Source organism: Streptomyces torulosus (assembly GCF_001419765.1).
Lineage (GTDB): Bacteria > Actinomycetota > Actinomycetes > Streptomycetales > Streptomycetaceae > Streptomyces > Streptomyces torulosus.
The window spans coordinates 20,559-44,428 of the sequence record NZ_LIRK01000261.1; the positions used below are offsets into that span (position 1 = coordinate 20,559).

A 23,870-nucleotide genomic window follows, 5' to 3' on the forward strand; every position below is an offset into this window, starting at 1 on the left:
GCGTTACCTAACATGTAAGTAGGCGGGGAGAGGCGACGGTGAAGGGGTCAGCCGCGGCTGGAGATGTCGGCCAGCTCCCGGGTGAGCCGCCGCACCGCTGCCTCGGGCGTCGAGTGGCCCGTCATCGCGTCCTGGACGACCGCCTGCACGACCATGCTGACCTGGTCGTAGCGCGGGCTCTTGGGGCGCGGCGCGGCCGCGAGGACGCTCCGGCGCAGCGTCGGCAGATAGGGGAACTCCCGGATCAGCTCCGGATCCCGGTAGAGGTCCGCGCGCACGGGGGGCAGCGCGCCCCGGGTGAGGACCTGCCGCTGGACGCGCTCACTGGTGAGGTACGTGATCAGGCGTGCGGCGGTGTCGGGGTGTTCGGCGTGCGCGTTGACGGCGAGGTTGGAGCCGCCGAGCACACTCGTGCCGGGCCCGTCGGGGCCGGGCAGCGGTGCGGCGCCGATCTTCCCGGCGACCGCGGAGCCAGGGGCGGAGGCGCCGACGTAGGCGTAGGGCCAGTTGCGCAGGAAGAGCAGCCGGCCGTCCTGGAAGGCCCGCTTGGACTCCTCCTCCTTGTACTCCAGCGCCTCCCGGGGTATCCACCCGTCGCGTACGCCGCGGGCGAGGAACCCGATGCCCTCGCGGGCCGCCGAGCCCACGGTGACGCGTTCGCCCTCGTCGCCGAGGATCGTGCCGCCCGCCGAGTAGACGGCCTCGGCGGCGTTGACGGTGAGGCCCTCGTAGGGCAGGAACTGGCCGGCGTAGCCGTCGAGGCCGTGCTCGGGCGCGATGGTCCGCGCGTAGTGCTCCAGCTCGGCCCAGGTGCGAGGCGGCGGGACGCCCTCCTCGGCGAGGACGTCCTTGCGGTAGAGCAGAAGACCGGCGTTGGTGACGTAGGGGACGGCGTAGAGGCGTCCGTCGTACGTCGCCGTGTCCACGACCGGCCGGAGGAAGCTACCCAGCGGGAAACGGTTGCGCGGCAGCGGGCGGATCCACCCGGCGGCGGCGAACTCCGAGGTCCAGGTGACGTCGATGTTGAGCACGTCGAAACGGCCCCGGTCGCCGCCGCGCAGATCGGTGATCATCTGGGCGCGGGTCTCGTCCGCGGAGTCCGGCAGTTCGACGAGGGTGACCCGCTCTCCGGGGTGGGCGCGGTTCCAGCCCTCCAGGAGGGGGCCGAGGTAGCCGGTGAGGTCGCCCGCGGTGGCCAGGGTCAGCGGACCGCGGCCCCGGAGTCCGCCCTGGGCCTGCGCGCCGGAGGCGCCGTAACCGGCCAGGACGACCGCGAGAACGAGGAGGCCCCTACCGGCGGCGCGTATCCACCGCATAGGTTCCTCCTTGTGCACCCGGCGCCGGGCACCTTCGCCCGGAGTCAGAGGCTATGTATACCCGTTAGGTATGGGCGATACTAGGGCCTGGAACACAATACGAGGCTGCGAGGAGGACAGCTCGAGTGCGCCTGCCCCTCCTGGCCTTGCTGGCGCGCGGCCCGGCCCACGGCTACGAGCTCAAGCAGGACCTTGAGCAACTCCTGGGTGCCGCGTACCCTCAGCCGAACATCGGCCAGATCTATGTGACCCTCGGCCGCCTCGAGAAGTCGGGTCTGATCGAGGGCGAGGAGGTCGAGCAGTCGAGCCGGCCCAACAAGAAGATCTACCGCCTCACCGCTGCCGGGCAGGAGGCGCTGAGCGCCTGGTACGAGGAGACGTCGGACGAGCCGCGGGTACGGGACGAGTTCTTCATGAAGCTCGCGCTCGCCCCGCAGACCGGTCTCGCCGACCAGGTCGTCCTGATCAACCGACAACGGCGCCACTACTTGAACACCATGCGCAATCTGTCGAAACTCGCCACGGCCGACCACCGGGACAACCGCATCGCCCTGCTGCTCATCGAGGGCGCCATGCTGCATCTCCAGGCCGATCTCGACTGGCTGGAGCGCTGCCAGGAGGAACTGGAGAAGCCGGAATGAGCGACGCTCCCACTGCTGTGCTGCGGGCCGAGGGGCTCGTCAAGACCCACCACGGGGAGGGCGCGCCCGCCCATGCCGTGCGCGGGGTGGACCTGTGTGTGCGGCGGGGTGAGTTCGTGGCCGTCACCGGCCCGTCCGGCGCGGGCAAGTCGACGCTGCTGCATCTGCTCGGCGGGCTGCAGCGCCCGGACAGCGGCAGCATCTGGCTGGACGGCGAGCGCACGGACGCCTACAGCGAGGCCCGCTGGGCCGTGGAGCGCCGCCGCCGTATCGGCATCGTCTTCCAGTTCTTCAACCTGGTCTCCAATCTGTCGGTCGCGGACAACGTGGAACTCCCCGCGCTGCTGGCCGGGGTCTCCGCCAAGCGGGCCCGCGCCGAGCGGGCGGAGCTGCTGGCCGAGCTGGGGCTCGCCGGCAAGGAGCGCAGCATGCCGGGCGAGCTGTCGGGCGGCGAGCAGCAGCGGGTCGCGCTGGCCCGGGCCCTGGTCAACCGCCCTCCCTTGCTGCTGGCCGACGAGCCTGCGGGCAGCCTGGACAGCAAGGGCACCCGTGAGGTGATGCGGCTGCTGTCGCGTTTCCACCAGCGCGGCCAGACGATCCTCCTCGTCACCCATGACGCCCGGCTGGCGAGCGCCGCGGACCGGGTGATCAGCTTCTTCGACGGCCGGATAGCCGACGACGTAGAGCTGGACGGCGCCCCGTCGTCCGGCGCGGGGGTGCCCGCCGTGCTGGAGCTGAGGGACTGACGGATGCGAGCCATGTTGCGCTGGGCGCACTCGGACCTGCGCACCCACCGGGGCGAGGCGCTGTTCCTGGTGCTGGCCACCGTCGGCGTCGTGACGTCCCTGCTGCTGGCGACGGCGCTCTTCGGGTACGCGACGAACCCGTGGCAGCGTCTGTTCACGCAGTCCCGCGGCGCCCATGTGTGGATCCACACCGCCCCCTCCGCCGAGGTGTCCGAGCTGGCCCGGCTGGCGGGCGTCGAGTCCGCGGCCGGCCCCTACCGGACCGCCGACACCGCGGTCACCTCCCGCGGCACCCGCGCCTCCGTCGAGCTGCGCGGCACCTCCGAGCGGCCCGAGGTGGGCCGGCCGCTGCTCACCTCCGGCCGGTGGCTGGATCCCGGCCGGCCCGGCGGTGTGGTGCTGGAGAGCAGCCTCGCCCGGACCCTGCTCGCCGGCCCCGGTGACGTGCTGTCCCTGCCCGGCGGCGGGAAGCTGACCGTGCTGGGCGTCGCCGACAGCGCCGAGCCCCGCTACCGCAAGGGCGAGCGGCCGGGCCTGGTCTGGGTCCCGCCGGCCGCCCTGCCCCGCACCGCCGCCGAGCAGGGCCAGGTGATCGGGCTGCGTCTGACGGACCCCGACGACACCGACTACGCCGTCCAGCGGGCCGTCACCCTGCTCGGCGCGGGTGCCGTCAGCGAGGTCTCCGCCTGGCAGCAGGCGCGGGCCGAGGCGGAGGGCGACAACCGGCTGCTCGGTCTGGTGCTGGGGCTGTTCGGGCTGGGCGCGCTGGTCGCCGCCGGGCTGGCCGTGCACGGGGCGATCGGCACCCGTATCCGGGGGCATCTGCGGGACATCTCGATCCTGAAGGCGATCGGTTTCACTCCGGGCCAGGTGGTGCGGATCTTCCTGTTCCAGCATCTGGCGTACGCGCTGCTGGGTGCCGTGGCCGCGGCGGCGCTCACCCAGGCGCTGGGCCCGCTGCTGCCCGGACGCCTCGGGGACGCGGTCGACCTGTGGCAGGGCATGCCGGGGCACACCGCCGCCCTCGTCGCGGTGCCGGTGGGGGTGGTGCTGTTCATCGGGGCGACCACCGGGCTGGCGGCCTGGCGGGCGGGGCGCGTGCCCCCGGTCCCGGTGCCGCGGGCCGCCGTACCGGCCGGCGGGCGGCTGTCGGGGGCGGCGCGGCGGGCGCTCGGTCTCGGGCTGCCGCCCGCGCTGGTCCTCGGCTGGCACCGGGCCTTCACCCGCCGCGCGCGGTCTCTGGCCACCATCGCCCGCCTCGCGTTGCCGCTGACGCTGATCGTGGTGGCGATGAGCGCGTGGACGACCATCGACCGCTTCCACAGCGAGCCGGAGCGGATGGGGCTGGCGTCCGCGCTCACCGTCCGCGCCGGCGACGGCCTCGGCGACGCGGAGGCCCGGGCGCTCCTGGCGCGCAACCCGGAGGTCGCCGCGGCCCATCCGGGTGTCGAGGTGGCGGCCCTGGTGTCGGGCCAGACGGCCACGATCGCGTTGCGGGGCCTCGGCACGGAGGCGAAGCCGTACCCGTTCACGCTGGCCGAGGGCCGTCCCGCCCGCGGTCCCGACGAGGCGGTGGCCGGACAGGGCCTGCTCGACCTGCTGGACGTGGCGGTCGGCGACCGGGTGCGGCTGACCGTGGCCGGCCGGCCCCAGATCCTGCACATCGTGGGACGCAGCATCGAGCCGGAGAACGCGGGTCGGACCATCTCCACCTCGCTCGACACCCTGCGGGAGAACGACCCCGGGCTGCGGCCGACGCTCTACCAGGTACGGCTGCGCGACGGGGCGGATCCGCAGCGGGTCGCCGCCGAACTGACCGCCGCGGCCGGACCGGGCCGACTGGACGTGCACACGGTGACCAATCCCGCCGACGGTCTGTCGCCGCTGCGGGGTGTCGTCGTGGGCCTGCTGGGCGTCCTCGCGCTCATCGGGCTCGTCGAGCTGCTGACGGCCATCGGCGGCACGGTCCGCGAGAGCGAGCGGGATCTGCTGGCGCTGAAGGCGATCGGGCTGTCGCCGCGGCAGATCACCGGCATCACCGTCACGGCCACCGGGTGCACCGCCCTCGCCGCGACGGCGGGCGCCCTGGCGCTGGGGCTGCCGCTGGCCCACTGGCTGATCGACGCGCAGGGCAGCTCCAGCGGCATCGGGGCCGGGATCGCGCGGGGCCCCTCCCCCGTCGTGCTGTCGGTCTTCGCCGCGGCGGCGGTGCTGGGCGCCCTGGCGCTCGCGGTCCTGCCCGCGCTCCGCGCGGCCCGCCGCCGCCTCGCGGACACGCTGGGCGCGGTGGCGTAGCGCGTCGGCGCCCGGGCGGGGCTCACCCGCCCGCGCGGCCAGTGCGGCGCTGGAGCGGGCCGGCATCGACGCCCGTACGCCGGACCCCGTCGACGGCCGGATCGAACGCGACGGCGACGGCAAGCCGACCGGCATGCTCCAGGAGGGGGCCGTCCACCTCGTGGACCGGCTGGTGCCCGCCCCCACGGCCGAGGAGCAACTGACCGCGCTGCTGCGCGCCCAGAGCGTGCTGCACTCCCACGATGTCACCGCCTGGCAGGACGCGATCGTCGGCGCGTACGCCAACATGGCGGACCCGGCGCCTTCGTACCGGGCGGCCCTGGACCGGGGGCTCCTCACCGCCCGGGTGGTCGGCGCGCTGTGGTGGGGCCGGGAGCGGGGCGCCGAGCAGTTACCCGAACTCGTCGCGCGGCGAGAGGAGTTGAGCGGCGGCCGGTTCCGCGCCGGCACGGTGAAGATCATGCAGGACGGCATCGCCGAGAACCACACGGCGGCCATGCTCGACCCGTACCTCACCGGCTGCGGCTGCGCGTCGGGCACCAGCGGCATCAGCTTCGTCGAACCCGGCGAGCTGAAGAAGTACGTCACGGAACTCGACGCGCTCGGCTTCCAGGTCCACTTCCACGCGCTCGGCGACCGCGCGGTGCGTGAGGCGCTCGACGCGGTGGAGACCGCCCGGGCCGCCAACGGCAACCGGGACACCCGCCATCGTCTGGCGCACCTCCAGGTCGTCCGCCCCGACGACCTCCGGCGCTTCCGGGCGCTGGGCGCGGCCGCGAACCTGCAGATGCTGTGGGCCGCCCACGAACCGCAGATGGACGAACTCACGCTGCCGTTCCTGGGGCCCGAACGCGGCGCCCGCCAGTACCCGTTCGGGGATCTGCTGCGGGCAGGGGTGACCCTCGCCGCGGGCAGCGACTGGCCCGTCAGCAGCCCCGACCCGTTGCAGGCCATCCATGTCACCGTCAAGCGCGTCTCCCCCGACGCGCCCGACGGCACCCCCGAGTTCCTGCCCGGGCAGCGTCTCGACCTGGGCACCGCCCTCGCCGCCTGCACGGCGGGCAGCGCCCATGTGAACCACCTGGACACCCTCACCGGCAATATCACCGTCGGCAAGGCGGCCGACCTGGTCGTCCTCGACCGGGACCCGTTCGCCGGCCCGGCGGAGGAGATCGCGGCCACCCGGGTCCTGGAGACCTTCGTGGACGGCCGCCGGGTCCACGCGGCGCCCGACTCCTGACGGCGGCCGGCAGCCGTCGCGAGGGTCAGGGCATCGAACCGTCGGAGTTCCAGGCGACCATGAGGAAGACGGCGAGAGTTCAAGCGCGGCAGCTGACTCCCCGCCGCGGGTGTACCCCGCTGCGCCCCGTCAAGCGGAACGTTGCATCGGGACGGTCCGTCCGGTCCGGCCACCACGGCCCAACGGGACGGGCCGTTCGCTCCGTGCGGTCCGCGTACCCCGTGCGGTCCGTTCGCTCCGCGCGCTCCGTGTGGTTCTCGCGCTCCATGCCGTCCGTGTGCAGCGCGAGGATGCCCGCGCGCAGTGCCAGCGCGATGAGGTGGGTGCGGTTCCTGGCGCACAGCTTCTCCCGGATGCTGCGCATGTGGGAGGCCACCGTACGCGGGGAGATCGACAGCCGGCGGGACATGTCCGCGTCCGACATGCCATGGGCCGCCAGAAGGAGGATCTCCAGCTCCCGGTCGCTCAGTCGGCCAGAGGTGTCCACTGTCATGGTTCCTGCCTTGGTTCGAAGGGGTCGGGGACCAGCGACGTCGTCCGCCTGGTGCGGTGAGACTCTTTCGTGACTAGCTCCGTCCGGTCATCGACCGTTCGACCGATACCCGGCAGTAGTCATCGGCCGATCGACCTCGGCCCTTCCGCCCAGTCGACGCCCGTTCACCTGAGACACCCAACTTCCGTGCCCCTGGGGCGGGTTCGGTACTTCGACATTCAAAGACCGCCGGACCGGGACCGGTGATCCATGGCATGCTCGGCCGCGTGAGCAGCGCCTCGACCCGTGTGGTGATCGCCGACGACCAGGATCTGATCCGGGCCGGCTTCCGTCTCATCCTCGACGCCCAGGACGGCATCGAGGTGATCGGGGAGGCCTCGGACGGGCTCGCGTGCGTGGAGCTGGCGCGCGCGTTGCGGCCCGACGTCTGCCTCGTGGACGTCCGGATGCCGAAGCTGGACGGCCTGGAGGTGACCCGGCTGCTGGCCGGCCCCGGTGCCACGCATCCGACGCAGGTCGTGGTCGTCACCAGCTTCGACCAGGACGACTACCTCAATGTGGCGCTGCGCAACGGCGCTTGCGGATTCCTCCTCAAGGACGCGACGCCCGCGCTGCTCGTGGAGGCGGTGCGGGCGGCGGCCCGCGGTGACGCACTGGTCTCGCCCGCGGTGACGGTCCGGCTGCTGAGGCAGCTGGAGGAGCGGGCGGCGGCCCCGGCGAACGGAACGGGTGTACCGGAATCGGCGCTCAGCGCACGGGAGTTGGACGTGGCCCGGCTGGTCGCGGTGGGCCGCACCAACCAGGAGATCAGTGACGAGCTGTGTCTGTCCCTGTCCACGGTGAAGACGCATCTGGGCCACATCCATCACAAGCTGGGCGTACGCAACCGCGTCGAGGTGGCGGCGTGGGCATGGGCCAACGGGACCGTGCGGCCGGGGCGTTGAGGGGGATTCCGTGATCGCCCGTAGTAGATCTGTGTCTCTGCCCACAGATCCGACCACCATCTGCCCGGCGGGCATGTGCATGCCTAGCCTCCGGTGGTATGACCACATCGTCACTCGCGGCACTTTCGGCACGAGCGACCCAGCCGCACCTCGGTCCTCCCCGGTTACCCGTGCGGCGGTGGGACCACCGCACGCTGTACCCGGCGCTGGGCGTGCTGTGGCTGATCGACATGGGGATCATCGTGGCCCACCACCGGGGCCCCCTCGACTGGCTGCCGCTCGCCACCGGCCCCGTCGCGCTGGCGCTGCTCCTCGTACCGGAGTGGCGGCTGAGCATCGAATGGCGGGCCGGGCTCTGCGCGGGCCTGTCGACGGCGGTGACACTGGGCACGTGTCTCATGGGCTGGGCCATGCCCGAGTGGGGTCTGCTGGAGACGGCGTGCATGCTCGCGTTGCTCGCCCGCACCTGCCGCCATGTGACCCGGCCGGGCGCCACCCTCGGTCTGGCGGCCGCGATGGGCGCCAGCGTCATCGACGAGCCCCTGCGCACCGGGGGCACCGGCATCACCCTGACGTACCCCTTCCTGCTGACGTTCGCCGTCGGCGGGGCCATCGGAGCGGGCTGCCATCTGCGCACGCAGGACGCCAGGCGGCAGCGGACGATCGCCGCCGTACGGCTCGCCGAGCGGCTGCAACTCGCGCGGGAGCTGCACGACTTCGTCGCCCACCATGTGACGGGCATCATCGCGCAGGCGCACGCCGCCGGGGTGGTCCACGAGAGCGCGCCGCAGCAGATCGGCCCCATCCTCGACAACATCGCCGAGGCCGGGCAGCGGACCATGGACTCCATGCGCCGTCTGATCCGGGTCCTGCGGGAGGAGGGCGAGCAGACGGTCATCGAGCGTCCCGAGGAGCCGTACGAGGAACTCACCAAGCTGGTCTCGGCGTTCAGCGGGCAGGGCGACGGCTCGACCGCCCAGCTGGAGATCACCGGTGCCGCCCGGCAGAGCGGTCTGCTGCCCGAGGTGGGCTCCGCGGTCCACCGCGTGGTGCAGGAGGCGCTGACCAACGTACGGCGGCACGCGCCGGGCGCGCAGGCGACGGTACGGGTCCACCGCACCCGCGGTGACCTGCTCCGGGTCGACGTGTACAACACCGGCGCCCCGCACAGGGGCTCCCGGCCCACGGGGGGCCAGGGCGGCTACGGTCTGATCGGGCTGCGCGAGCGGGTGGAGGCGGTCGGCGGTTCCGTGACGGCGGGGCCCGCCGACGACGGGGGCTGGTGGCTCATCGCCCATTTGCCGGTGCTCGCGGAATCCGCCCTCCCGAGCGGCGGGGGATCCGCCGATCGGGTGCCGCCCACGCACGGGAGCCAGGGCCGCCATGGACGCCACGCGAAACGCAACGGCCCCACACCGAACATGAGTTGGGACGCGAGTTAGCGGAGTTTAGGCAATTCTGCGCACGCGGCGGGTCGATGGGTTCCTCTAAGGTCAAAGGCCCCAAGGCGCCGGGACGGACTTCTCCGTCCCGCAGAGTGGTGAAACGGCCCAGGACCGGACCCCTACGGGTCCGGTCCACCCCGTGCCCGCGCACCGCGTCGCGCATCGGCGGCACGGCGCCCGGCGTCGAGGAAGCGCAGGAGGCTCATGAGTACGGCTGTGGTGGTGGGCAGCGGGCCGAACGGTCTCGCCGCCGCCGTGTTCCTCGCCCGGGAGGGTGTCGAGGTCACCGTCCTGGAGGCCGCCGACACCATCGGGGGCGGCACCCGCACCAGCGAACTGACGCCGGGCCTGCTGCACGACCATTGCTCCGCCACCCACCCGATGGCCGTGGGCTCCCCGTTCCTGAGCGGCCTCGACCTCGGCAGGCACGGCCTCACCTGGCGTCTGCCGGAGGTCGACTGCGTGCACCCGCTGGACTCCGGCGCGGCCGGGGTGCTGCACCGCTCCGTGGAGGAGACGGCCGAGGGTCTCGGCGGTGCCGACGGACGCCGCTGGCGGACCCTCTTCCGGCCACTCGCGGACGGCTACGACGCGCTGGCCGAGGATCTGATGCGGCCGCTCCTGCATGTGCCCCGGCATCCGCTGCGCCTGGCCGGGTTCGGGCCGCGCGCCCTGCTGCCCGCGGCCGCGGTGGCCCGCCGGTGGCGGTCGGAGCCGGCCCGCGCCCTGTTCGCCGGGGTGGCGGCCCACGCGTTCCGCCCGTTCGGGCGGCCGGCGAGCGCCGCTGTCGGCCTGACCATCATCGCCGCGGGTCACCGGTACGGCTGGCCGGTGGCGGAGGGCGGGTCGCGCGCGATCAGCGACGCGCTCGCGGCGCGGCTCGGGGAGTTCGGCGGCCGTGTCGAGACCGGCATCCGGGTGCGCTCGCGGGCCGACCTCCCGCCGGCCGATCTGGTCCTCTTCGACGTCGCTCCGCGCGCGGTCGCCGACATCCTCGGGGATCTGCTGCCGGGGCGGGTGGCGCGGGCCTACCGCCGCTACCGTCACGGCCCGGCCGCCTTCAAGGTCGACTTCGCCGTCCAGGACGGGGTGCCGTGGACCTACGAGGCGGCCCGGCGGGCCGGAACGGTCCATCTCGGCGGGCCCTACGAGGAGGTCGCCGCCACCGAACGGGCGGTCCACGCCGGGCGGATGCCGGAGCGGCCGTTCGTCCTCGTCGGCCAGCAGTACCTGGCCGATCCAGGGCGCTCGAAGGGCGACGTGCATCCGCTGTGGACGTACGCGCACGTCCCGCACGGCTACGACGGCGACGCCACGGAGGCGATCGTCGCGCAGATCGAGCGGTTCGCCCCCGGCTTCCGTGAGCGGGTCCTCGACATGGCGGTGCGCTCACCGGGCGGCTTCGAGGAGTACAACCCCAACTATGTGGGCGGTGACATCATCGCCGGCGCCAACACCGCCTTCCAGCTCGTCCTGCGTCCCCGGGCCGCCCTGGACCCGTACTGGACCGGCGTGCCCGGCATGTACGTCTGCTCCGCGGCGACCCCGCCGGGGGCTGGGGCGCACGGTATGTGCGGGGCGAACGCGGCGGCGTCGGCGCTGCGCCGCCTTCGCCGGTGAACACCTCGCGAGGAGCGACGACCTGTATTCCATGAAAGGCCCGGACTTCACGGTCCGGGCCTTTTCTCACGCCTTTCGCGGCCTGTGAACCAGGTCACTTCGAGGGTCGGCATTTTTGTCGATGTGGCCATTCGGTGCGAGCCGTACTGTCTTTTCTCGAAGGGCACGGAGAAATAATTCTTCGAAGCCCTCGAGACGAAAGGAAAAAGCGCATGAGCAGCATCGCGAAGGCAATGGACCGTATGGACATTCCCGTCGAGGCGGTCATCCTCGCGTCCGCCCGTCCCACCCTCGGCACCCCGCGCATCGGCCGGGTCAGCGGGGCCAACGCCCTGAACGCGCTGGCCGGTCTGGCGGATCTGGCCCAGGCCGCCGGCGGTGTCGCGTCGGTGGTCGGCGCCGCCAGTGCGGTGGAGGCCAACAACGCCGCGGCGGAGGCCAACCAGGCCGTCGCGAACGCCGCGAACGCCCAGGCCGCGGCGGCGGGCGGCGTCCCCGCCTGATCCGTTCCGCACAGCCTCACTCCCCGCGGCTGAAAGAACAGAACGGGAAAGTGCAGAAAAACTGCCGGGCCAGAGGTGTGTTCTGGCCCGGCAGCGCGCTTCAACGCGACAAGGCGTCTGATCGAGGTTACCACGAAAGAGAGACCCGTGAAATTCAGCGGAAGAATTCCCGCCGTCATCCCGGAAAGGATCACCTCCGCGGTGTTCGGTCCGGCTCCGGTCGGCCGGGAACGCGCCATCGGCATGTCCGAGCGGCTGGCCGCCGTGTCCAGCCTGCAGTCCTCGCTGGAGTACTTGAGCCGGCGGAAGGACATCGAGAAGGGAGGCATGAACGACTGGGAGGTCGCCCGGCAGAACCTGGCCGCGGCCGGCCCGCTGACGCGCAGGCTGGTCGACGGGGTCAGCGGGGTGCGGACCACCACGGCCCTGCATCTCGCCCGCTCCGCCGTGTCCCTCGGCATGTTGCTGCCCGGGGACTCCCGCTGGCGGGGCGCCGGCAACGTCTTCCTCGGCGCGTCGTCGGCGCTGCTCTCCCCCCGCCACCACTACGGCGGCGACGGCTCCGACCAGGTCGCCACCCTGGTCCAACTGGCCACCGGCGCGGCCCGTCTGGTGCCCTCGCCCGCGGCCAAGGACGCGCTGCTGTGGTACGCCGCTCTCCAGGGCAACCTGGCGTACGCGGTCTCCGGCTGGGTGAAGCTGTTCGGCAGGCCCTGGCGGGACGCCTCCGCGCTCGGCGGGGTGATGCGCACCCGGACGTACGGGCACGACGGGATGTACCGGTGGACGCAGGAGCACCCGAGGACCACCAAGGTGCTCACGCACAGCGTGCTCGCACTGGAGTGCCTCTTCCCCCTGGTATACGCCCGCGGCGGCCGACTGACCCGCTCCATGATCACGAGTGCCGCCGCGTTCCATGTGGCCAACGGCTACTTCATGGGCCTCAGCCGGTTCGTGACCGCGTTCCCCGCGTTCCACCCCCTGGTCGCCTACACCACCACGCCCCGGTCCCACCCGGCCGTCGCCGGCCGTGACGACCGGGCCCTGGCTGTCGCGGCCACCGCCCTCGCCGGCGCCACGACGGCCGCCGCCGTCACCGCCGTACGGCGTCGGCTGCGCACCACGGAGGGCTGGCACACCTCCCGCACGCTGACCACCCGGTACGGCAACCGGCTCCAGTACGAGGAGTACTCGCCGGGCGCCCCCGACCAGCCGGTGTTCGTGCTGGCGAGCGGACTGCTGTCGACGAGCGAGCACTACGCGTGGATCGCCGAGCGACTGGCCCACGAGACCCGGTACGGGGTGGTCGTCTACGCCCGCGCCGGATACGCGGGCAGCCACCGCCGGGCGACCACCGGGTTCCGGCTGGCGGAGTCCGTGCACGACCTCGTCGACCTTGTGAACGGCGCCGTCGCCCCGCACCGCCGTGTGATCCTCGTCGGCCACTCGATCGGTGGCGAACTCGCCCGCCGCGCCGCCCGCCACCTGGGCGACCGTCTGGCGGGCATCGTCTACCTGGACTCCTCCCACCCCGGTCAGTTCACCAGTGGTCTGGGCACCATCGAGCGGGGCCTGGCCGGCAACTTCTCCGCCGTCAGCCGGGCGCTGCGGCTCGGCACGGGTCTCCTCCTCACCCGTCCGGCCTGGATCGATGAACTGCCGTACGCCTACCGGAAGAAGGTGTTCGCGCAAGTCGGGGACGCGCGGATGTGGGAGGCCGCGCGCCGCGAATGGAAGGCGATACGGGACGACTTCGGCTCCTTCACGGGTGCGCTCGCCCGGATCGAGGGCGTGCCGGCGCTGGTGGTCTCCGCCCAGCGGACCGTGGACCGCAACCCCGAACAGCTGCTGCTCCACCGGGAACTCGTCGAGGCCCATGTCGGGGCGCGCACCGAGAGCGTGGTCGTGGAGGGAGCCACCCACGAGAGCATGCTGATCAACGCCCGCCACGCGAACCAGGTGACGGACCGCGTCATCGCGTTCTTCGAGGGCGTCTCCCCCACCGCCGCGCCGGCCTCCGCCACTCCCTCCGCCGGCGCCGCGTCGTCCAGTTCCTCCGCTTCCTCCACCGTCGCGCGCCCTGCTCGGGCCGTCTCCCGGAAGGAGGCCGCCCGATGAGGTCCCTGCCCCGTCCGCGGTTGAGGGACGTCCTCACCGGAGAGGGCGCCCCCTGGCGGATCGCCGGTGCCGCCGTGCTGCTGCTCACCCTCGCCGGGCAGCACCCGCACCACGACTTCAGCAGGGTCCGGGCCCGCGACCACTTCTCGCTGCTGCCGAACTGGCGGTTCTTCGCCCCGAACCCCGCCATGTTCGACTACCACTTCCTGTACCGCACGGTGAGCGGCGACGGCTCGGCCTCCACCTGGCGCGACTCCAGCGGCATCGAGGACCGCAAGCCGCTGCACCTCGTCTGGTTCCCGACCCGCCGCGCCGACAAGTCCGTCTTCGACGCCTGCCAGGAGATCCTGCCCCGCCTCGAACTGGGTTTCGCGGCCGCCGCGCAGACCCCGGGCTACCGGCTGATCACCGAGCACGTCCGCTCCCGCATCGCCGCCGAGGAAGCGCCGGGGCACGACGTCAGGGGCTTCCAGTTCGCGCTGGCCTCCGGCACCGGCTACGACCTGCGCCAGGACCCCCGGCTGATGTTCGTCTCCCCGTTCGTCCCGCTCGACCCGCACGCCCCGAGCACTCCGCTCACCCCGACCAACACGGCGTCCACCAGGACCGAGACCGAAGTGAGGGCCTGACCATGAGCCTCGACAACCCCTTCTTCCTCAGCGGCCTCGTGCTGATCGGACTGGGCTTCATCCGGGCGGCGTTCCTGTACGCCCAGGTCGTCCGGGAGCGCAAGCAGGACGGGAGTGACGCCGAGTGAGCCCCGCCGGCCCGCGGCCCGCGGCCAGGCCGCGGGCCGTGCACCGGGCGGTTCCCCAGCTCCATCTGCATCTGCTGTGGGGCAAGGGCGCCAAGCCCTGGCAGGCCCTCGGCCGCCACCGCGGCCTGATCGGACTCGGCATCGTGCTGGGCCTGTTGGGCGCCGCGGCCTCCCTGGCCCAGCCCGCGGTGATCGGCGCCCTGGTCGCCTCCGTGGAGCAGGGGCGGCCGGTGACGGAGCCCATCATGATCGCCGCGGCGCTGTTCCTCGCCGACGCGGTGCTCGGCGCGCTCCACTCGTACGTCATCGGGCTGGCCGGGGAGAACATCGTCTACGACATCCGCAGCACCCTCGCCTCCCGGTTGCTGCGCTCCCGGTTCCGGGCGTACAGCGGCTGGAAGCAGGGCGACGTGTTCGCCCGGATGGTCAGCGACACCCTCCTGGCCCGCACCACCATGACGCACGCCGTCGACAGCATCATCCAGAACGGCTTCCTGGTCGTCGGCGGTATCGCGCTGATGGCGTGGGTCGACGAGATCCTGCTCCTCGCCACGCTCGGCTGTCTCGGTGTCACCAGCGTCATCTCGCTGTGGCTGGCGCGCGGGGTGCGGAAGGTGTCGATCACCAACCAGACCGACACCGGCAACTTCGGCTCGGCGCTGATGCGGGTACTGGGTGCGATGCCGACCGTGAAGGCGTCCCGCGCGGAGGCCCGTGAGGCCGAGGGCATCGCGGACATCGCCCGGCAGGCCCGCCGGTCCGGGATCAAGGTGACGGTGCTGTCGTCGCTGCTGGACCCCACGATGAGCATCGGCACCCAGCTCGCCCTCACCGTCGTCATCGCCCTGGGCGCGGCCCGTACGGCGACCGGCGACATGAGCGCCGCCGATCTGACGTCGTTCATCCTCTACCTGTTCTATCTGGTGGCCCCGCTGCTGACGCTGTTCACGTCCATCGCCCAGTTCCAGGTGGGTCGGGCGTCGATCGACCGGCTGGCGGAGCTGGGCCGGATCGAGGTGGAGGGCGACCGGCGGACGGATCGGCCGGCCGAGCGGAAGCGGGGCGGCCGCCCCACCCGGTCCGCGTACGACGGCGGCCTCGCCTTCGACCGGGTGACGTTCGCCTACCCCGGCAGCGACAAGGTCGTCCTGGACGACGTGTCCTTCGGGGTGCCCGCCACCGGACTCACCGCCGTCGTCGGCCCGTCCGGCGCCGGCAAGAGCACCGTCTTCCAGCTCATCGAGCGCCTCTTCGACCCGCTGGCCGGCGCGATCCGCATCGACGGCACGGACATCACCGAGCTGCCGCTGAACCAGCTGCGGTCCATCGTGGGCTACGTCGACCAGGACCACACCCTGCTGCGGGGCACCGTCCGGGAGAACCTCACCTACAGCGCGCCCGACGCGGGCGACAAGGACATCGCCGAGGCGCTGCGCATGGCCAACCTGACCGAGGTGATCGCCGCGCTGCCGCAGGGCCTGGACACCGAACTCGGCGACCGGGGCGCGGGGTTGTCGGGCGGTCAGCGCCAACGCCTCGCGATCGCCCGGACGTTGCTCCAGGCACCCCGGTTCCTGCTGCTGGACGAGGCCACCGCCAACCTGGACAGCGAGTCGGAGAACGCGCTGCGCGACAGCATCGCCATGATCTCCGACTTCTGCGCGGTCATCGCCATCGCCCACCGGCTGTCCACCGTCACCGAGGCCCGGCGGATCGTGGTGCTCGAACAGGGCCGCGTGCACGCCGTCGGCACCCATGAGGAACTCCACCGCCACAGCGACCTCTACCGCCGGCTCGCCCGGCTCCAGGAGCTCAGCGACGTGGCGCCCTGACCCGAACCCCCGGGAGACGTCATCCCGACAGGAGAAGCCCGTGAACGACTTTCTGCTCATCCCGTCCGTGGTGGCCCTCGGCATCGTCGGCTTCCTCATCGCCACCCGGGCCGTCAGCGCCCCCGCCGTCATCGGGGTCGCGCTCGTGGTGCTGTGGGGCGCCTGCTCCCAGGCCAGAGGCAACGCGCACGCCAGGAACACCCCGTCCAAGAAGCGGAGGCACCACCCATGAGCACGACATCAACCACGACCAGGACATCGACCACGGCATCCCGGGCGTCCGCCGCCGGCCCGTCCCCCGCGCCGGCTCCCGCGGTGTCCGGACCGTCCGCCGCCGGCTCGGCCGGCATCGTCGCCGACATCGGCTACGGCCGGCAGTTCGACGGCTGGTACCACCGGCTGTTCCCCGACGACGCCTCCGTCCTCACCGAGGTGGAGCGCCTGGTCGCCCTCCACCCCGACCCGGCCTCGGGGACCGTCGAGTTCGGGGTCGGCACCGGGCGGATCGCGCTCCCCCTGTCCCGCCGGGTCGGCCGGGTCACCGGCGTCGACTCCTCCCCCGAGATGCTCGACGTGCTGCGCCGGGCCCGCACCGACGACACCCCCGTGGAGCCCGTGCACGCCGACATCTGCGTCTACACCGACGACCGCACGGTGGGGCTCGTCTACTGCGTGTGCGCCACCCTGTCGATGCTGCTCACACCCGAGGAGCAGCAGCAGGCGGTGCGCCGGGCCGCCGAGCTGCTGGCCCCCGGCGGCAGGCTCGTCATCGAGACCCACAACAAGCCGGCCGTGGTCGAGCTGCACGAGGGGCGCAGCCGTGCCACGTACTTCACGCCCTACCCGGAGCCCAACACCGGGCTCCAGAGCCACTCCCAGCTGCTGCCCGAGTCGCTGTGGCACCTCGCCCACGTCTGGTACGAGTCCGACGGCACGACCCGGGTCGGCACCGAGGTCTCACGGCTGACCTCGCCGGAGGAGATGGACGCCTACGCCCGCGCCGCCGGTCTGGAGCCGGAGTCCCGCTTCGGGGACTGGCCCGCCGACGCGGAGCCGTACGGGCCGCGATCACCGCTGGCGATCTGCACGTACGTCAAGCGGCGGTGAGGGTCGAGGGCCCTGGTGAGGGCCCTCCGGGCGCCGGTCCGGCACGCCTCCCCCGTGCCGGGACCGGCGCCCGTTCCGCTGCCCCCGTGTGTGACGCATGTGTTCCGAACATCGTCGGCCGGTACTCCGGCCACCCGGCCGTCATCGGCTTCCAGGTGTGGGTCGACAACAGCCCCACGGGCAGCTGGAACCTGGTGAAGACCTCCGACGGGTCCTACCGGCTCCAGTCGGTCAAGAGCACCGGTCTGTACCTGACCGGCGCGTCCGCGGGGGCACCGCTCACCTCCAGACCTCCACCGGGGACGGCTCGCAGGAGTGGGAGCTGGTCGAGTGGCCCGCGGGGAGACTGCCTGCGAGGCGGGGCGCCGGTGCGGGCCTCAGTCGTCCGGGCCCGGGAGGCGGTCGTCGGGCACGATGTGCACGGCGGCCTCCTCCGCGCCCGCCGCTCCGCCGTCGATGCCCTCGTCCTCGGCGACGAGTTCCTTCGTGGTGTCGGGGTGCGCGCCCTCGTCCGGTGCCACGAGGCGACCGGCACGATCGGCGCCGGCCTCCGGGTCGACGGGCTCGCCCTCACCGCCGGGAAGGTCGCCGACGCCGTCGCCGGGCGGGACCGTCACATCGGGGACCTCCTGACGCAGTCGTTCGTCGAGGGACTCGCCCTCGTGCTGCTCGGCGGCCGTGGTGCCGGTCCTGGAGACGCCCAGTGGCCTCTCGGGCGGGGAGTAGCCCTCGTCCAGCATGTCGTCGTAGGTGCGCTCGTCGACCGCGTCCTGGAGATCCAGCGGGGCGGCGTCCTCCTGCTCCTCGTTGCCGCCGGTGGGCTGGTAGGCGTCGGTCGCCGGGGTCTCTTCGCTCATGGTCGCCTCCCGCTGACGGTGACTGGTTCCTGTCCCCGTGCGGAGTACCGAGGAGCGGCGGTGTGACACCCCTGTCGCAGCTGTTTCGCCGGGTGCACCGGGGAAACCCGGACCTCGTCCTCCCCACCCCTCACGAGGATGAGGACCGTGGGTGAGGGAAGTGACAGGGCGAGCGGGAGGAGGGTCTGCCATGACGAGCCCTGACCCCGAGCCGAACCGGACCACCGGCCTGGAACCGGGTGGCGGAGTGCCCCCGGGTGAGACGCCGCCCGCCGAGGGCGGGACCTCCGGCGTCGCCCGTCCCGACCCGCCCGCTGTGCGGCGCAAGGGATGGGGTGCCCTGCCTCTCGTCCTTATCATCCTGCTCGCGGCGGTGATCGCGATCGGGCTGATCGGCATGGCGGTGGTACTGATCGTCCAGTGAGGCGCGGCCCGTTCCCGGCGTCGGTCTGCCGCGTTTCCACGGGCCGCGGCCGGGGACCCGGACGCTGTGGTGGCCTATGGAGCAGAGGAACGGGTGCGGATGCCCGTTCTGCGGGCCGGATGGTCGACGCAGGCATTCGTGCACTGGCCGTTCCGTCCCGACCAGGTACAGGCCCTCCTGCCGGAGGGCCTGGAGGTGGACACGTACGAGGACACGGCGTGGGTGAGTCTCACGCCGTTCGTCATGGCCGACGTCCGCACGCCCGGCCTGCCCGCGTCGGCACGGGGGCTCCCGACGTTCGCGGAGACCAATCTGCGGACGTATGTGCGGACGCCGGACGGGCGGGACGGGCTGTGGTTCCTCTCCATCGAGGTGGGCTGCCCGCTGATGCTGGCGGCCCGTGCCTTCGGCGCCCCGTACCGGCTGGGCCGGCTGCGGACCTCGCGGGACCTGACGGCCGTGTCGTACGCCGGTGCCCGGTGGAGCGGCGGGGCGTCGTACCGTCTGGTGGTCCGTCCCGGTGAGCCGATCAGACCGGCCGAGCGGGACGTGTGGCTGACCTCGCGCTGGCGGGCGTACACCAGCCGGTTCGGCCGGATCTGGGAGACGCCCGTGGAGCACGAGCCCTGGCCGCTGTGCGAGGCCACCGTGGACGCGGTCGAGGAGACCCTCACGACGGCGGCGGGGCTTCCCGCGCCGGGCGCCGAGCCCCTCGCGCACTTCTCACCGGGGGTCAGGCACGTCCGGCTCGGGCGGCCCCGACCGTGCACGGCGGAGGTCGAGCGCGGCGGCGCTCGCGAGCGGAGCCGGTGACCGTGCGTCGCGGTGGCTCCGGGCGGCTGGTCCTCGGCTGGGGCTCCGGGCGGCTGGTCTTCGAAGGGTGGATCGCGGGCCTCGGCACGTCCTCGGGGACCCGTGTCGTGGTGGGGCACTGGGAGGTGTCGCCGTTCGGGCCGTTCGGGGACGTGATGATCGAGCGGGCGGACGGACACCGGCTGCTGCTGGCACCGACCCGGCGGACGGCGGACTTCATCGCCGGCACGTACCGCTTCGACGAGGTGCGGGTCGTGCCGGTCGACGTGCGCCGCGGCCGGGAGGCCTGGACGGTCCGGGCCGGGCCACTGGACCTGCGGTTCACCCTCGGTCGGAGCGGTCCGATGGGGCTGCTGCTGCGCGCCCTGCCGGGCGCTCTCGCCCGGCGGCCGGCCTGGAGCGCCCTGACCGACCTCCCCGCCCGGCTGCTGCTGCGGGGCGTGCGGACGCGCGGCAGCGCCGGCTCGGGGCGCCGCGAATGGTACGGCGCGAGGGATCTGCGGCCGGTCCGTACGCTGTCGGCGGCCTTCGCGGGGGACGACCTCGGGGCGTCGGCGCCCGTCGATCCCCCGGTGCGGTTCGGGTTCGGTTCGGTGCCCCGGAGCCCGGGCGTCACCCGCGTCGTCACGACGGTGGCACCGGTCCGGGCGCGCCGACCGGCCCGCGCCGACCGGCGGACAGCCGGGGGCGGATGACGCGGGTCGGCTGTCCCCGGGGACGACGCGGCGTTACCGACGGCGCGGGGAGGGCACTCGCGCCGCATGAATCCAAGTCGCCCCCCGCTCGGGGACAGCTCGCTCGCGGCACTCGTCAAGGGATACAACTGGCTGCCCGACCTCAGGAGCCGCACCGCCGGACCTCTGGTGCGTGTACGAATGGCGGGACGGCACGCCGTCGCCCTGCGCGGCCCGGAAGCCGTGCGGTTCTTCTACGACGAACGGCATGTGGAACGCGCGACGGCGCTCCCCGGACCGGTGCTGAGCACCCTGTTCGGCCGCGGAGCCGTGCACACGCTGGACGGGACGGCCCACCGCGTCCGCAAGGACATGTTCCTCTCGCTGCTCACCGGCCGGGAGGCGGTCGCCGCCCTAGTGGACGAGGTCGCGTCCGCCTGGGACGAAGCCGTGGACGCGTGGTCCGGGCAGCCGTCGGTGGTCCTCTTCGACGAGGCGAGCCGGGTCCTCACCCGGGGTGTCTGCCGGTGGGCCGGCATCCCCCTCGACCACGCCGGGGAGACGGCCCGCGACCTGGTCGCCATGGTCGACGGCTTCGCCACCGCCGGGCCTCGGCACTGGCGGGCCCGCCGCGCCCGGAGCCGCAGCGAGGCATGGCTGGCGCGTCTGGTGGAGGACGTACGGGAGGGTGCCGCCCCGGCGCCGACCGGGTCGCCGCTGGACACGGTGGCACGGCACCGGGACGCCGACGGCCGCACGCTCGACCCGCACACCGCAGCGGTCGAACTGCTCAACATCGTCCGCCCCACGGCCGCCGTGTGCTGGTTCGTCACCTATGCGGGACACGCGCTGCACTTCCGGCCGGAGATCCGGCAGCGCCTCGCCGAGGACGACCCCGCATACGCCGTGGCGTTCGCCCACGAGCTGCGCCGCTTCTACCCGTTCGCCCCCTTCATCGGCGGGCGCGCCGTCACCGACCTGGAGTGGCAGGGGGAACGCATCCCCGCGGGCACGCTGATCCTGCTCGACCTGTACGGGCAGAACCACGACCCCGACCTCTGGGACCGTCCCCTCGTCCTCGACCCCCGGCGCTTCCTGAAGGCGCCGCCCGGCCGCGACGCACTCGTCCCGCAGGGCGGCGGCGACCGCGCCACCGGCCACCGGTGCCCCGGCGAGGACGCCACGATCGCGCTGCTCGCGGCACTGGGGCCCCGGCTGGCCCGGCTGGAGTACGACGTGCCGGCCCAGGACCTGAGGATCCCGCTGTCCCGCATCCCGGCGCGGGTGCGCAGCGGCTTCGTGATGGAGCGCGTCCACGTACCGATGCGGCCCCTCGCCACCAGCCGGGCGGCGGCGGAGTAGGGCGGAGCCGCCGGGAGGACGCCGAGGGGCCCAGGGCGGGAGGGCGTCGCCGGCTTCGGGGCATCCGTCGGGGCGCCGCTTCAGTCCGGTGTGGTGGGCCGGGAGCGGTGAGTTCGTGTCGTACCGCTTTGGTGGTGGGCCGGGAGCGGTGAGTTCGCGGCGCACCGCCGGTCGCCGCCGGGAGCCGGTGCCGTGGGCCGGGAGCGGAGAGTTCGTGGCGTCCCACGGGTCGCCGACGGTGTCCGCTCCCGGCCCCCGTGTGTCAGGCGGTCCGGCTGAGCCGACGGCCGGCGGCGGCCACCCCCGCTCCGACGAGCGCGACGGTGGCCGTGCGGCGCAGCGCGGTGCGGCGCCGGCCGCCCCAGCCGCCGTGGACCGCGCCCTCTCCGGACGCCGGGACGTGCAGCGCGCCGTGCGTGGCAGGGGCCGGCTCGTCGTGGGACAGGTGGGTCTTGTCGGTCTGCCGCGCCATCGCCCGCTCCGCCACGGCCGGCGACCTCCGCGCCTGCCGTACCAGGGCCTTGCCCGCGGGTCCGACGACGACCTCGCGCCGGGGGTGCCGGACCAGGTCGACGACGGCGTGGGCGACCCGCTCGGGGCTGTACACGGGCGGCATGGCGAGCACCTTGCGCCCGGTGAAGTTGGCCGCCTGCTCGAAGTGCGGGGTGTCGATGGTCGCCGGCATCACCGTGCACACGTCGACGCCCTTCACGCCCTCCACCCGCAGCTGCTGCCGCAGACTCGACCCGAGGCCCTGCACGGCGTGCTTCGACATGCTGTACGGGTGGCTGTACGGCTGGGCGACGGCGCCCGCGACGGACGAGATGTTGATCAGCGTGCCCCGGCCCTGCGCTCGCATCACCGGCAGCGCCGCACGCGCCCCGTACACATAGCCCATCACGTTGACGTCCAGGACCTTGCGGAAGTCCTCGATCGGTACGTCCTCGAAGCGGCCGAAGGCGTTGACGGCCGCGTTGTTGACCCAGACGTCGATCCGGCCGAACTCCCGCACGGCACGCGCGGCCAGCTCCTCGACCGCGCCGACGTCCGTGGTGTCGGTCGGCACGACCAGGGTCCGGGCGCCGCGGTGTTTCTCGCATTCCTGTGCGGTCGCCTCCAGTGCCTCCTCGCGCCGCGCGGCCAGCACCACGGCGCACCCCTCGCGGGCGAACGCCTCGGCCGTGGCCCTGCCGATCCCGCTGGACGCCCCCGTCACCACCACCACGTGATCCCGCAGTCGCATCGCGTACCTCCTCGCACATCGCTGTATCCGGCTGTATCGGCTGGTCGGCCGCATTCAGCTCTTCCGGCTGTAGCCGGCCGTCTCCGGCGGACGCGCCCGTCGCGGCCGCCGCCGACGCACGGGTACCCGAAACCACGCGGTCACCTCCGCCGGCCGACGTCCGGGCCGGCCGCGCACGGCAGTCGTCATCGCCGCCGCCCGGCTGATTCACGCCGGGGGCCGCCGGGTACCCGGCACGCTCACGCGCGGATCCGCTGCGCCGAGACGGGTCAAGGTGGTGCTGCCATGACCGAGTACGAACGTTCCCGCACGATGCCCGCACAACCCGAGCACGTGTTCGACCAGGCCGCCAACGTCGACCAGCTGGACGCCTGGCTGCCGGACGCCCTGCATGTGGAGGCCGCCGGCCTGCCCGCCGTCACCGTGCACGAGGACCGCACGGACGAGGACATGGCCGCGCTGCTGCGCGCCCGGCGCGAGCAGATGCGGCTGGAGTGGGGCACGCGGGGCCGGTCGAGCTACACGGGGTGGCTCCAGGTCGCCGGTATCGACAGCGGGGCCAGCGAGGTGACGGTCCATCTGTCCTTCTTCGACGACAGCCACGATCCGGGCGAGCAGGCCGTGGCCGACGCCCTCGACACCAGCCTGCGGCGTCTGGAGGAGCAGGTGCGGCTGCGCGTCGACCACGCGGCGGGCTGACACCGGGACACGGCCACAGCCCTCGCCCCGGGACACTCACACGACCCTCCCCGTGGGCACGGCCCAGGCCTCGCCCCGGCCCTCACCCCGGACCCGGCCGGGGAACGCCGTCTCCACCCCTGGGTGGAGAGCACACCTCCACCCACGATCCTCCTTGCCTCCGATCCCGTGACCTGCGCTTCCGCCTACTTTGACGGGTACAGGACTTCCCCGTTCCCCGGAGGCGACCATGTCCGAGTCCGTCAACGCGCTGGTGATCGTCGCGGTCGTCGTGTGGGTGGTCGTACGGCAGTTCCTGGCGCAGCGGATCGACCTGGACCGGCGGTGGTGGGTGCTGCCCGTCGTCCTGGCCGTGCTGGCGATGCGGGAACCGGGGCTGCTCGACGGACGGCATCCGGTCGCCGCCGCCACGCTGCTCGGCGCGGAGGCGGTCGTGGGGCTGGTGACGGGCCTCGGCTGGGCGGTGACCCCGCGTGTGTGGCGCGCCCCGGACGGCTCGGTGTGGGCCAAGGGCACCGGGGCCACCGGGCTGGTGTGGCTCGGCGGGGTCGCCGCGCGGGCCGGGCTGTACGGCGCCGGGGCGGCGGCCGGCGTGGAGCAGGGCAGCGGCGCCCTGCTGCTCGGGCTCGCGGTGACCCTGCTGGCCCGCGGCGGGGTGCTCATGTGGCGGGCCCGCGGCCTGGAGCCGACGTACCGTGATGCCGGCCGAGTCGTCATCTCCCCCGCCGCCGCTCGTAAGGA

At 73.3% G+C, this 23,870-nt stretch carries 23 protein-coding genes and 2 pseudogenes; 21 read left to right on the forward strand and 4 right to left on the reverse strand.

Features of this window, described 5'->3' with window-relative positions:
• Window positions 1-47 precede the first annotated feature (47 nt).
• Complete coding sequence (locus tag AOK23_RS18795; protein ID WP_055713852.1) at window positions 48-1,316, reverse strand: ABC transporter substrate-binding protein; 1,269 nt, start codon at window positions 1,314-1,316, stop codon at window positions 48-50.
• A 125-nt stretch (window positions 1,317-1,441) separates the two neighbouring features.
• On the opposite strand from AOK23_RS18795, the gene AOK23_RS18800 reads away from it, so the two are divergent.
• From AOK23_RS18800 to AOK23_RS18815, 4 genes and pseudogenes are all read left to right on the forward strand, one after another.
• The gene (locus tag AOK23_RS18800) at window positions 1,442-1,957 is read left to right on the forward strand and encodes a PadR family transcriptional regulator (RefSeq protein WP_055713853.1); all 516 of its coding nucleotides are present in this window, start codon (window positions 1,442-1,444) and stop codon (window positions 1,955-1,957) included.
• Window positions 1,954-2,703, forward strand: a complete 750-nt coding sequence (locus tag AOK23_RS18805; protein WP_055713854.1) for an ABC transporter ATP-binding protein — start codon at window positions 1,954-1,956, stop codon at window positions 2,701-2,703. Before AOK23_RS18800 ends, AOK23_RS18805 begins: the two co-directional genes overlap by 4 nt.
• Before the next feature lie 3 nt (window positions 2,704-2,706).
• Window positions 2,707-4,998, forward strand: coding sequence for an ABC transporter permease (locus tag AOK23_RS18810; protein ID WP_055713855.1), 2,292 nt, complete (start codon window positions 2,707-2,709; stop codon window positions 4,996-4,998).
• A gap of 40 nt (window positions 4,999-5,038) precedes the next feature.
• Window positions 5,039-6,238: pseudogene (locus AOK23_RS18815) on the forward strand (amidohydrolase); the annotation flags it as partial.
• A gap of 79 nt (window positions 6,239-6,317) precedes the next feature.
• Here AOK23_RS18815 and AOK23_RS49930 read toward each other — a convergent pair.
• Entirely contained in the window at window positions 6,318-6,731 is a 414-nt protein-coding gene (locus tag AOK23_RS49930) for a response regulator transcription factor (RefSeq protein WP_079049554.1), read from the reverse strand.
• A 254-nt stretch (window positions 6,732-6,985) separates the two neighbouring features.
• Here AOK23_RS49930 and AOK23_RS18825 point away from each other — a divergent pair, with 254 nt between their 5' ends.
• From AOK23_RS18825 to AOK23_RS49935, 11 genes and pseudogenes are all read left to right on the forward strand, one after another.
• Entirely contained in the window at window positions 6,986-7,675 is a 690-nt protein-coding gene (locus AOK23_RS18825; protein ID WP_055713856.1) for a response regulator, read from the forward strand.
• A 170-nt stretch (window positions 7,676-7,845) separates the two neighbouring features.
• Window positions 7,846-9,117 carry a sensor histidine kinase gene (locus AOK23_RS18830; RefSeq protein WP_240496444.1) on the forward strand — a complete coding sequence of 424 codons (1,272 nt, stop codon included), beginning with the start codon at window positions 7,846-7,848 and terminating at the stop codon, window positions 9,115-9,117.
• 207 nt (window positions 9,118-9,324) lie between these two features.
• The gene (locus tag AOK23_RS18835; RefSeq protein ID WP_055713857.1) at window positions 9,325-10,740 is read left to right on the forward strand and encodes a phytoene desaturase family protein; all 1,416 of its coding nucleotides are present in this window, start codon (window positions 9,325-9,327) and stop codon (window positions 10,738-10,740) included.
• Window positions 10,741-10,952: 212 nt separating this feature from the next.
• Window positions 10,953-11,243 (forward strand): hypothetical protein, encoded by a 291-nt coding sequence (locus AOK23_RS18840; RefSeq protein ID WP_240496445.1) that lies wholly within the window; start codon window positions 10,953-10,955, stop codon window positions 11,241-11,243.
• A 147-nt stretch (window positions 11,244-11,390) separates the two neighbouring features.
• Window positions 11,391-13,361, forward strand: coding sequence for an alpha/beta fold hydrolase (locus AOK23_RS18845; RefSeq protein ID WP_055713858.1), 1,971 nt, complete (start codon window positions 11,391-11,393; stop codon window positions 13,359-13,361).
• Window positions 13,358-13,990, forward strand: coding sequence for a hypothetical protein (locus AOK23_RS18850; RefSeq protein ID WP_055713859.1), 633 nt, complete (start codon window positions 13,358-13,360; stop codon window positions 13,988-13,990). Before AOK23_RS18845 ends, AOK23_RS18850 begins: the two co-directional genes overlap by 4 nt.
• Window positions 13,991-13,992: 2 nt before the next feature.
• A complete protein-coding gene (locus AOK23_RS51425; protein WP_276205744.1) occupies window positions 13,993-14,118 on the forward strand; it encodes a hypothetical protein in 126 nt (41 codons plus the stop codon).
• Entirely contained in the window at window positions 14,115-15,950 is a 1,836-nt protein-coding gene (locus AOK23_RS18855; protein WP_079049555.1) for an ABC transporter ATP-binding protein, read from the forward strand. Before AOK23_RS51425 ends, AOK23_RS18855 begins: the two co-directional genes overlap by 4 nt.
• Window positions 15,951-15,990: 40 nt before the next feature.
• Window positions 15,991-16,182, forward strand: coding sequence for a hypothetical protein (locus AOK23_RS18860; protein WP_055713860.1), 192 nt, complete (start codon window positions 15,991-15,993; stop codon window positions 16,180-16,182).
• Entirely contained in the window at window positions 16,179-17,057 is an 879-nt protein-coding gene (locus AOK23_RS18865) for a class I SAM-dependent methyltransferase (RefSeq protein WP_079049556.1), read from the forward strand. Before AOK23_RS18860 ends, AOK23_RS18865 begins: the two co-directional genes overlap by 4 nt.
• Window positions 17,058-17,215: 158 nt before the next feature.
• Window positions 17,216-17,385, forward strand: a pseudogene (locus AOK23_RS49935) (RICIN domain-containing protein); the annotation flags it as partial.
• A 49-nt stretch (window positions 17,386-17,434) separates the two neighbouring features.
• Here AOK23_RS49935 and AOK23_RS18870 read toward each other — a convergent pair.
• Window positions 17,435-17,914, reverse strand: coding sequence for a DUF5709 domain-containing protein (locus AOK23_RS18870; RefSeq protein WP_055713862.1), 480 nt, complete (start codon window positions 17,912-17,914; stop codon window positions 17,435-17,437).
• 190 nt (window positions 17,915-18,104) lie between these two features.
• Between AOK23_RS18870 and AOK23_RS18875 the strand changes: the two genes are divergently transcribed.
• The 4 genes from AOK23_RS18875 (at window position 18,105) to AOK23_RS18890 (ending at window position 21,187) form a co-directional block, all read left to right on the forward strand.
• Window positions 18,105-18,338 (forward strand): DUF6480 family protein, encoded by a 234-nt coding sequence (locus AOK23_RS18875; RefSeq protein WP_055518518.1) that lies wholly within the window; start codon window positions 18,105-18,107, stop codon window positions 18,336-18,338.
• 93 nt (window positions 18,339-18,431) lie between these two features.
• Window positions 18,432-19,151, forward strand: a complete 720-nt coding sequence (locus AOK23_RS18880; protein ID WP_169800310.1) for a YqjF family protein — start codon at window positions 18,432-18,434, stop codon at window positions 19,149-19,151.
• Entirely contained in the window at window positions 19,148-19,846 is a 699-nt protein-coding gene (locus AOK23_RS18885; RefSeq protein ID WP_240496446.1) for a hypothetical protein, read from the forward strand. The genes AOK23_RS18880 and AOK23_RS18885 overlap by 4 nt, the downstream gene beginning before the upstream one ends.
• Before the next feature lie 66 nt (window positions 19,847-19,912).
• Window positions 19,913-21,187: a cytochrome P450 gene (locus AOK23_RS18890; protein ID WP_055713864.1), complete on the forward strand. Its 1,275-nt coding sequence runs from the start codon at window positions 19,913-19,915 to the stop codon at window positions 21,185-21,187.
• 262 nt (window positions 21,188-21,449) lie between these two features.
• Here the strand turns inward: AOK23_RS18890 and AOK23_RS18895 are convergent, their stop codons facing one another.
• Window positions 21,450-22,430: an SDR family oxidoreductase gene (locus AOK23_RS18895; RefSeq protein ID WP_055713865.1), complete on the reverse strand. Its 981-nt coding sequence runs from the start codon at window positions 22,428-22,430 to the stop codon at window positions 21,450-21,452.
• Window positions 22,431-22,715: 285 nt separating this feature from the next.
• Here AOK23_RS18895 and AOK23_RS18900 point away from each other — a divergent pair, with 285 nt between their 5' ends.
• Together AOK23_RS18900 and AOK23_RS18905 are read left to right on the forward strand one after the other, a co-directional pair.
• The gene (locus tag AOK23_RS18900) at window positions 22,716-23,129 is read left to right on the forward strand and encodes an SRPBCC family protein (RefSeq protein ID WP_055518512.1); all 414 of its coding nucleotides are present in this window, start codon (window positions 22,716-22,718) and stop codon (window positions 23,127-23,129) included.
• A 229-nt stretch (window positions 23,130-23,358) separates the two neighbouring features.
• Window positions 23,359-23,870, forward strand: a 512-nt coding sequence (locus AOK23_RS18905) for a hypothetical protein (protein WP_055713866.1), incomplete at its 3' end; no start/stop codon positions are given.

Excerpts from the sequence above, each read along its gene's own strand:
- AOK23_RS18805 (WP_055713854.1), top strand. The coding sequence starts at position 1,954 with ATGAGCGACGCTCCCACTGCTGTGCTGCGGGCCGAGGGGCTCGTCAAG.
- AOK23_RS18875 (WP_055518518.1), top strand. The coding sequence starts at position 18,105 with ATGACGAGCCCTGACCCCGAGCCGAACCGGACCACCGGCCTGGAACCG.
- AOK23_RS18835 (WP_055713857.1), top strand. The coding sequence starts at position 9,325 with ATGAGTACGGCTGTGGTGGTGGGCAGCGGGCCGAACGGTCTCGCCGCC.
- AOK23_RS18795 (WP_055713852.1), bottom strand. The coding sequence starts at position 1,316 with ATGCGGTGGATACGCGCCGCCGGTAGGGGCCTCCTCGTTCTCGCGGTC.
- AOK23_RS18900 (WP_055518512.1), top strand. The coding sequence starts at position 22,716 with ATGACCGAGTACGAACGTTCCCGCACGATGCCCGCACAACCCGAGCAC.
- AOK23_RS18870 (WP_055713862.1), bottom strand. The coding sequence starts at position 17,914 with ATGAGCGAAGAGACCCCGGCGACCGACGCCTACCAGCCCACCGGCGGC.
- AOK23_RS18840 (WP_240496445.1), top strand. The coding sequence starts at position 10,953 with ATGAGCAGCATCGCGAAGGCAATGGACCGTATGGACATTCCCGTCGAG.
- AOK23_RS49930 (WP_079049554.1), bottom strand. The coding sequence starts at position 6,731 with ATGACAGTGGACACCTCTGGCCGACTGAGCGACCGGGAGCTGGAGATC.
- AOK23_RS18895 (WP_055713865.1), bottom strand. The coding sequence starts at position 22,430 with ATGCGACTGCGGGATCACGTGGTGGTGGTGACGGGGGCGTCCAGCGGG.
- AOK23_RS18865 (WP_079049556.1), top strand. The coding sequence starts at position 16,179 with ATGAGCACGACATCAACCACGACCAGGACATCGACCACGGCATCCCGG.
- AOK23_RS51425 (WP_276205744.1), top strand. The coding sequence starts at position 13,993 with ATGAGCCTCGACAACCCCTTCTTCCTCAGCGGCCTCGTGCTGATCGGA.
- AOK23_RS18850 (WP_055713859.1), top strand. The coding sequence starts at position 13,358 with ATGAGGTCCCTGCCCCGTCCGCGGTTGAGGGACGTCCTCACCGGAGAG.
- AOK23_RS18825 (WP_055713856.1), top strand. The coding sequence starts at position 6,986 with ATGCTCGGCCGCGTGAGCAGCGCCTCGACCCGTGTGGTGATCGCCGAC.
- AOK23_RS18890 (WP_055713864.1), top strand. The coding sequence starts at position 19,913 with ATGAATCCAAGTCGCCCCCCGCTCGGGGACAGCTCGCTCGCGGCACTC.
- AOK23_RS18810 (WP_055713855.1), top strand. The coding sequence starts at position 2,707 with ATGCGAGCCATGTTGCGCTGGGCGCACTCGGACCTGCGCACCCACCGG.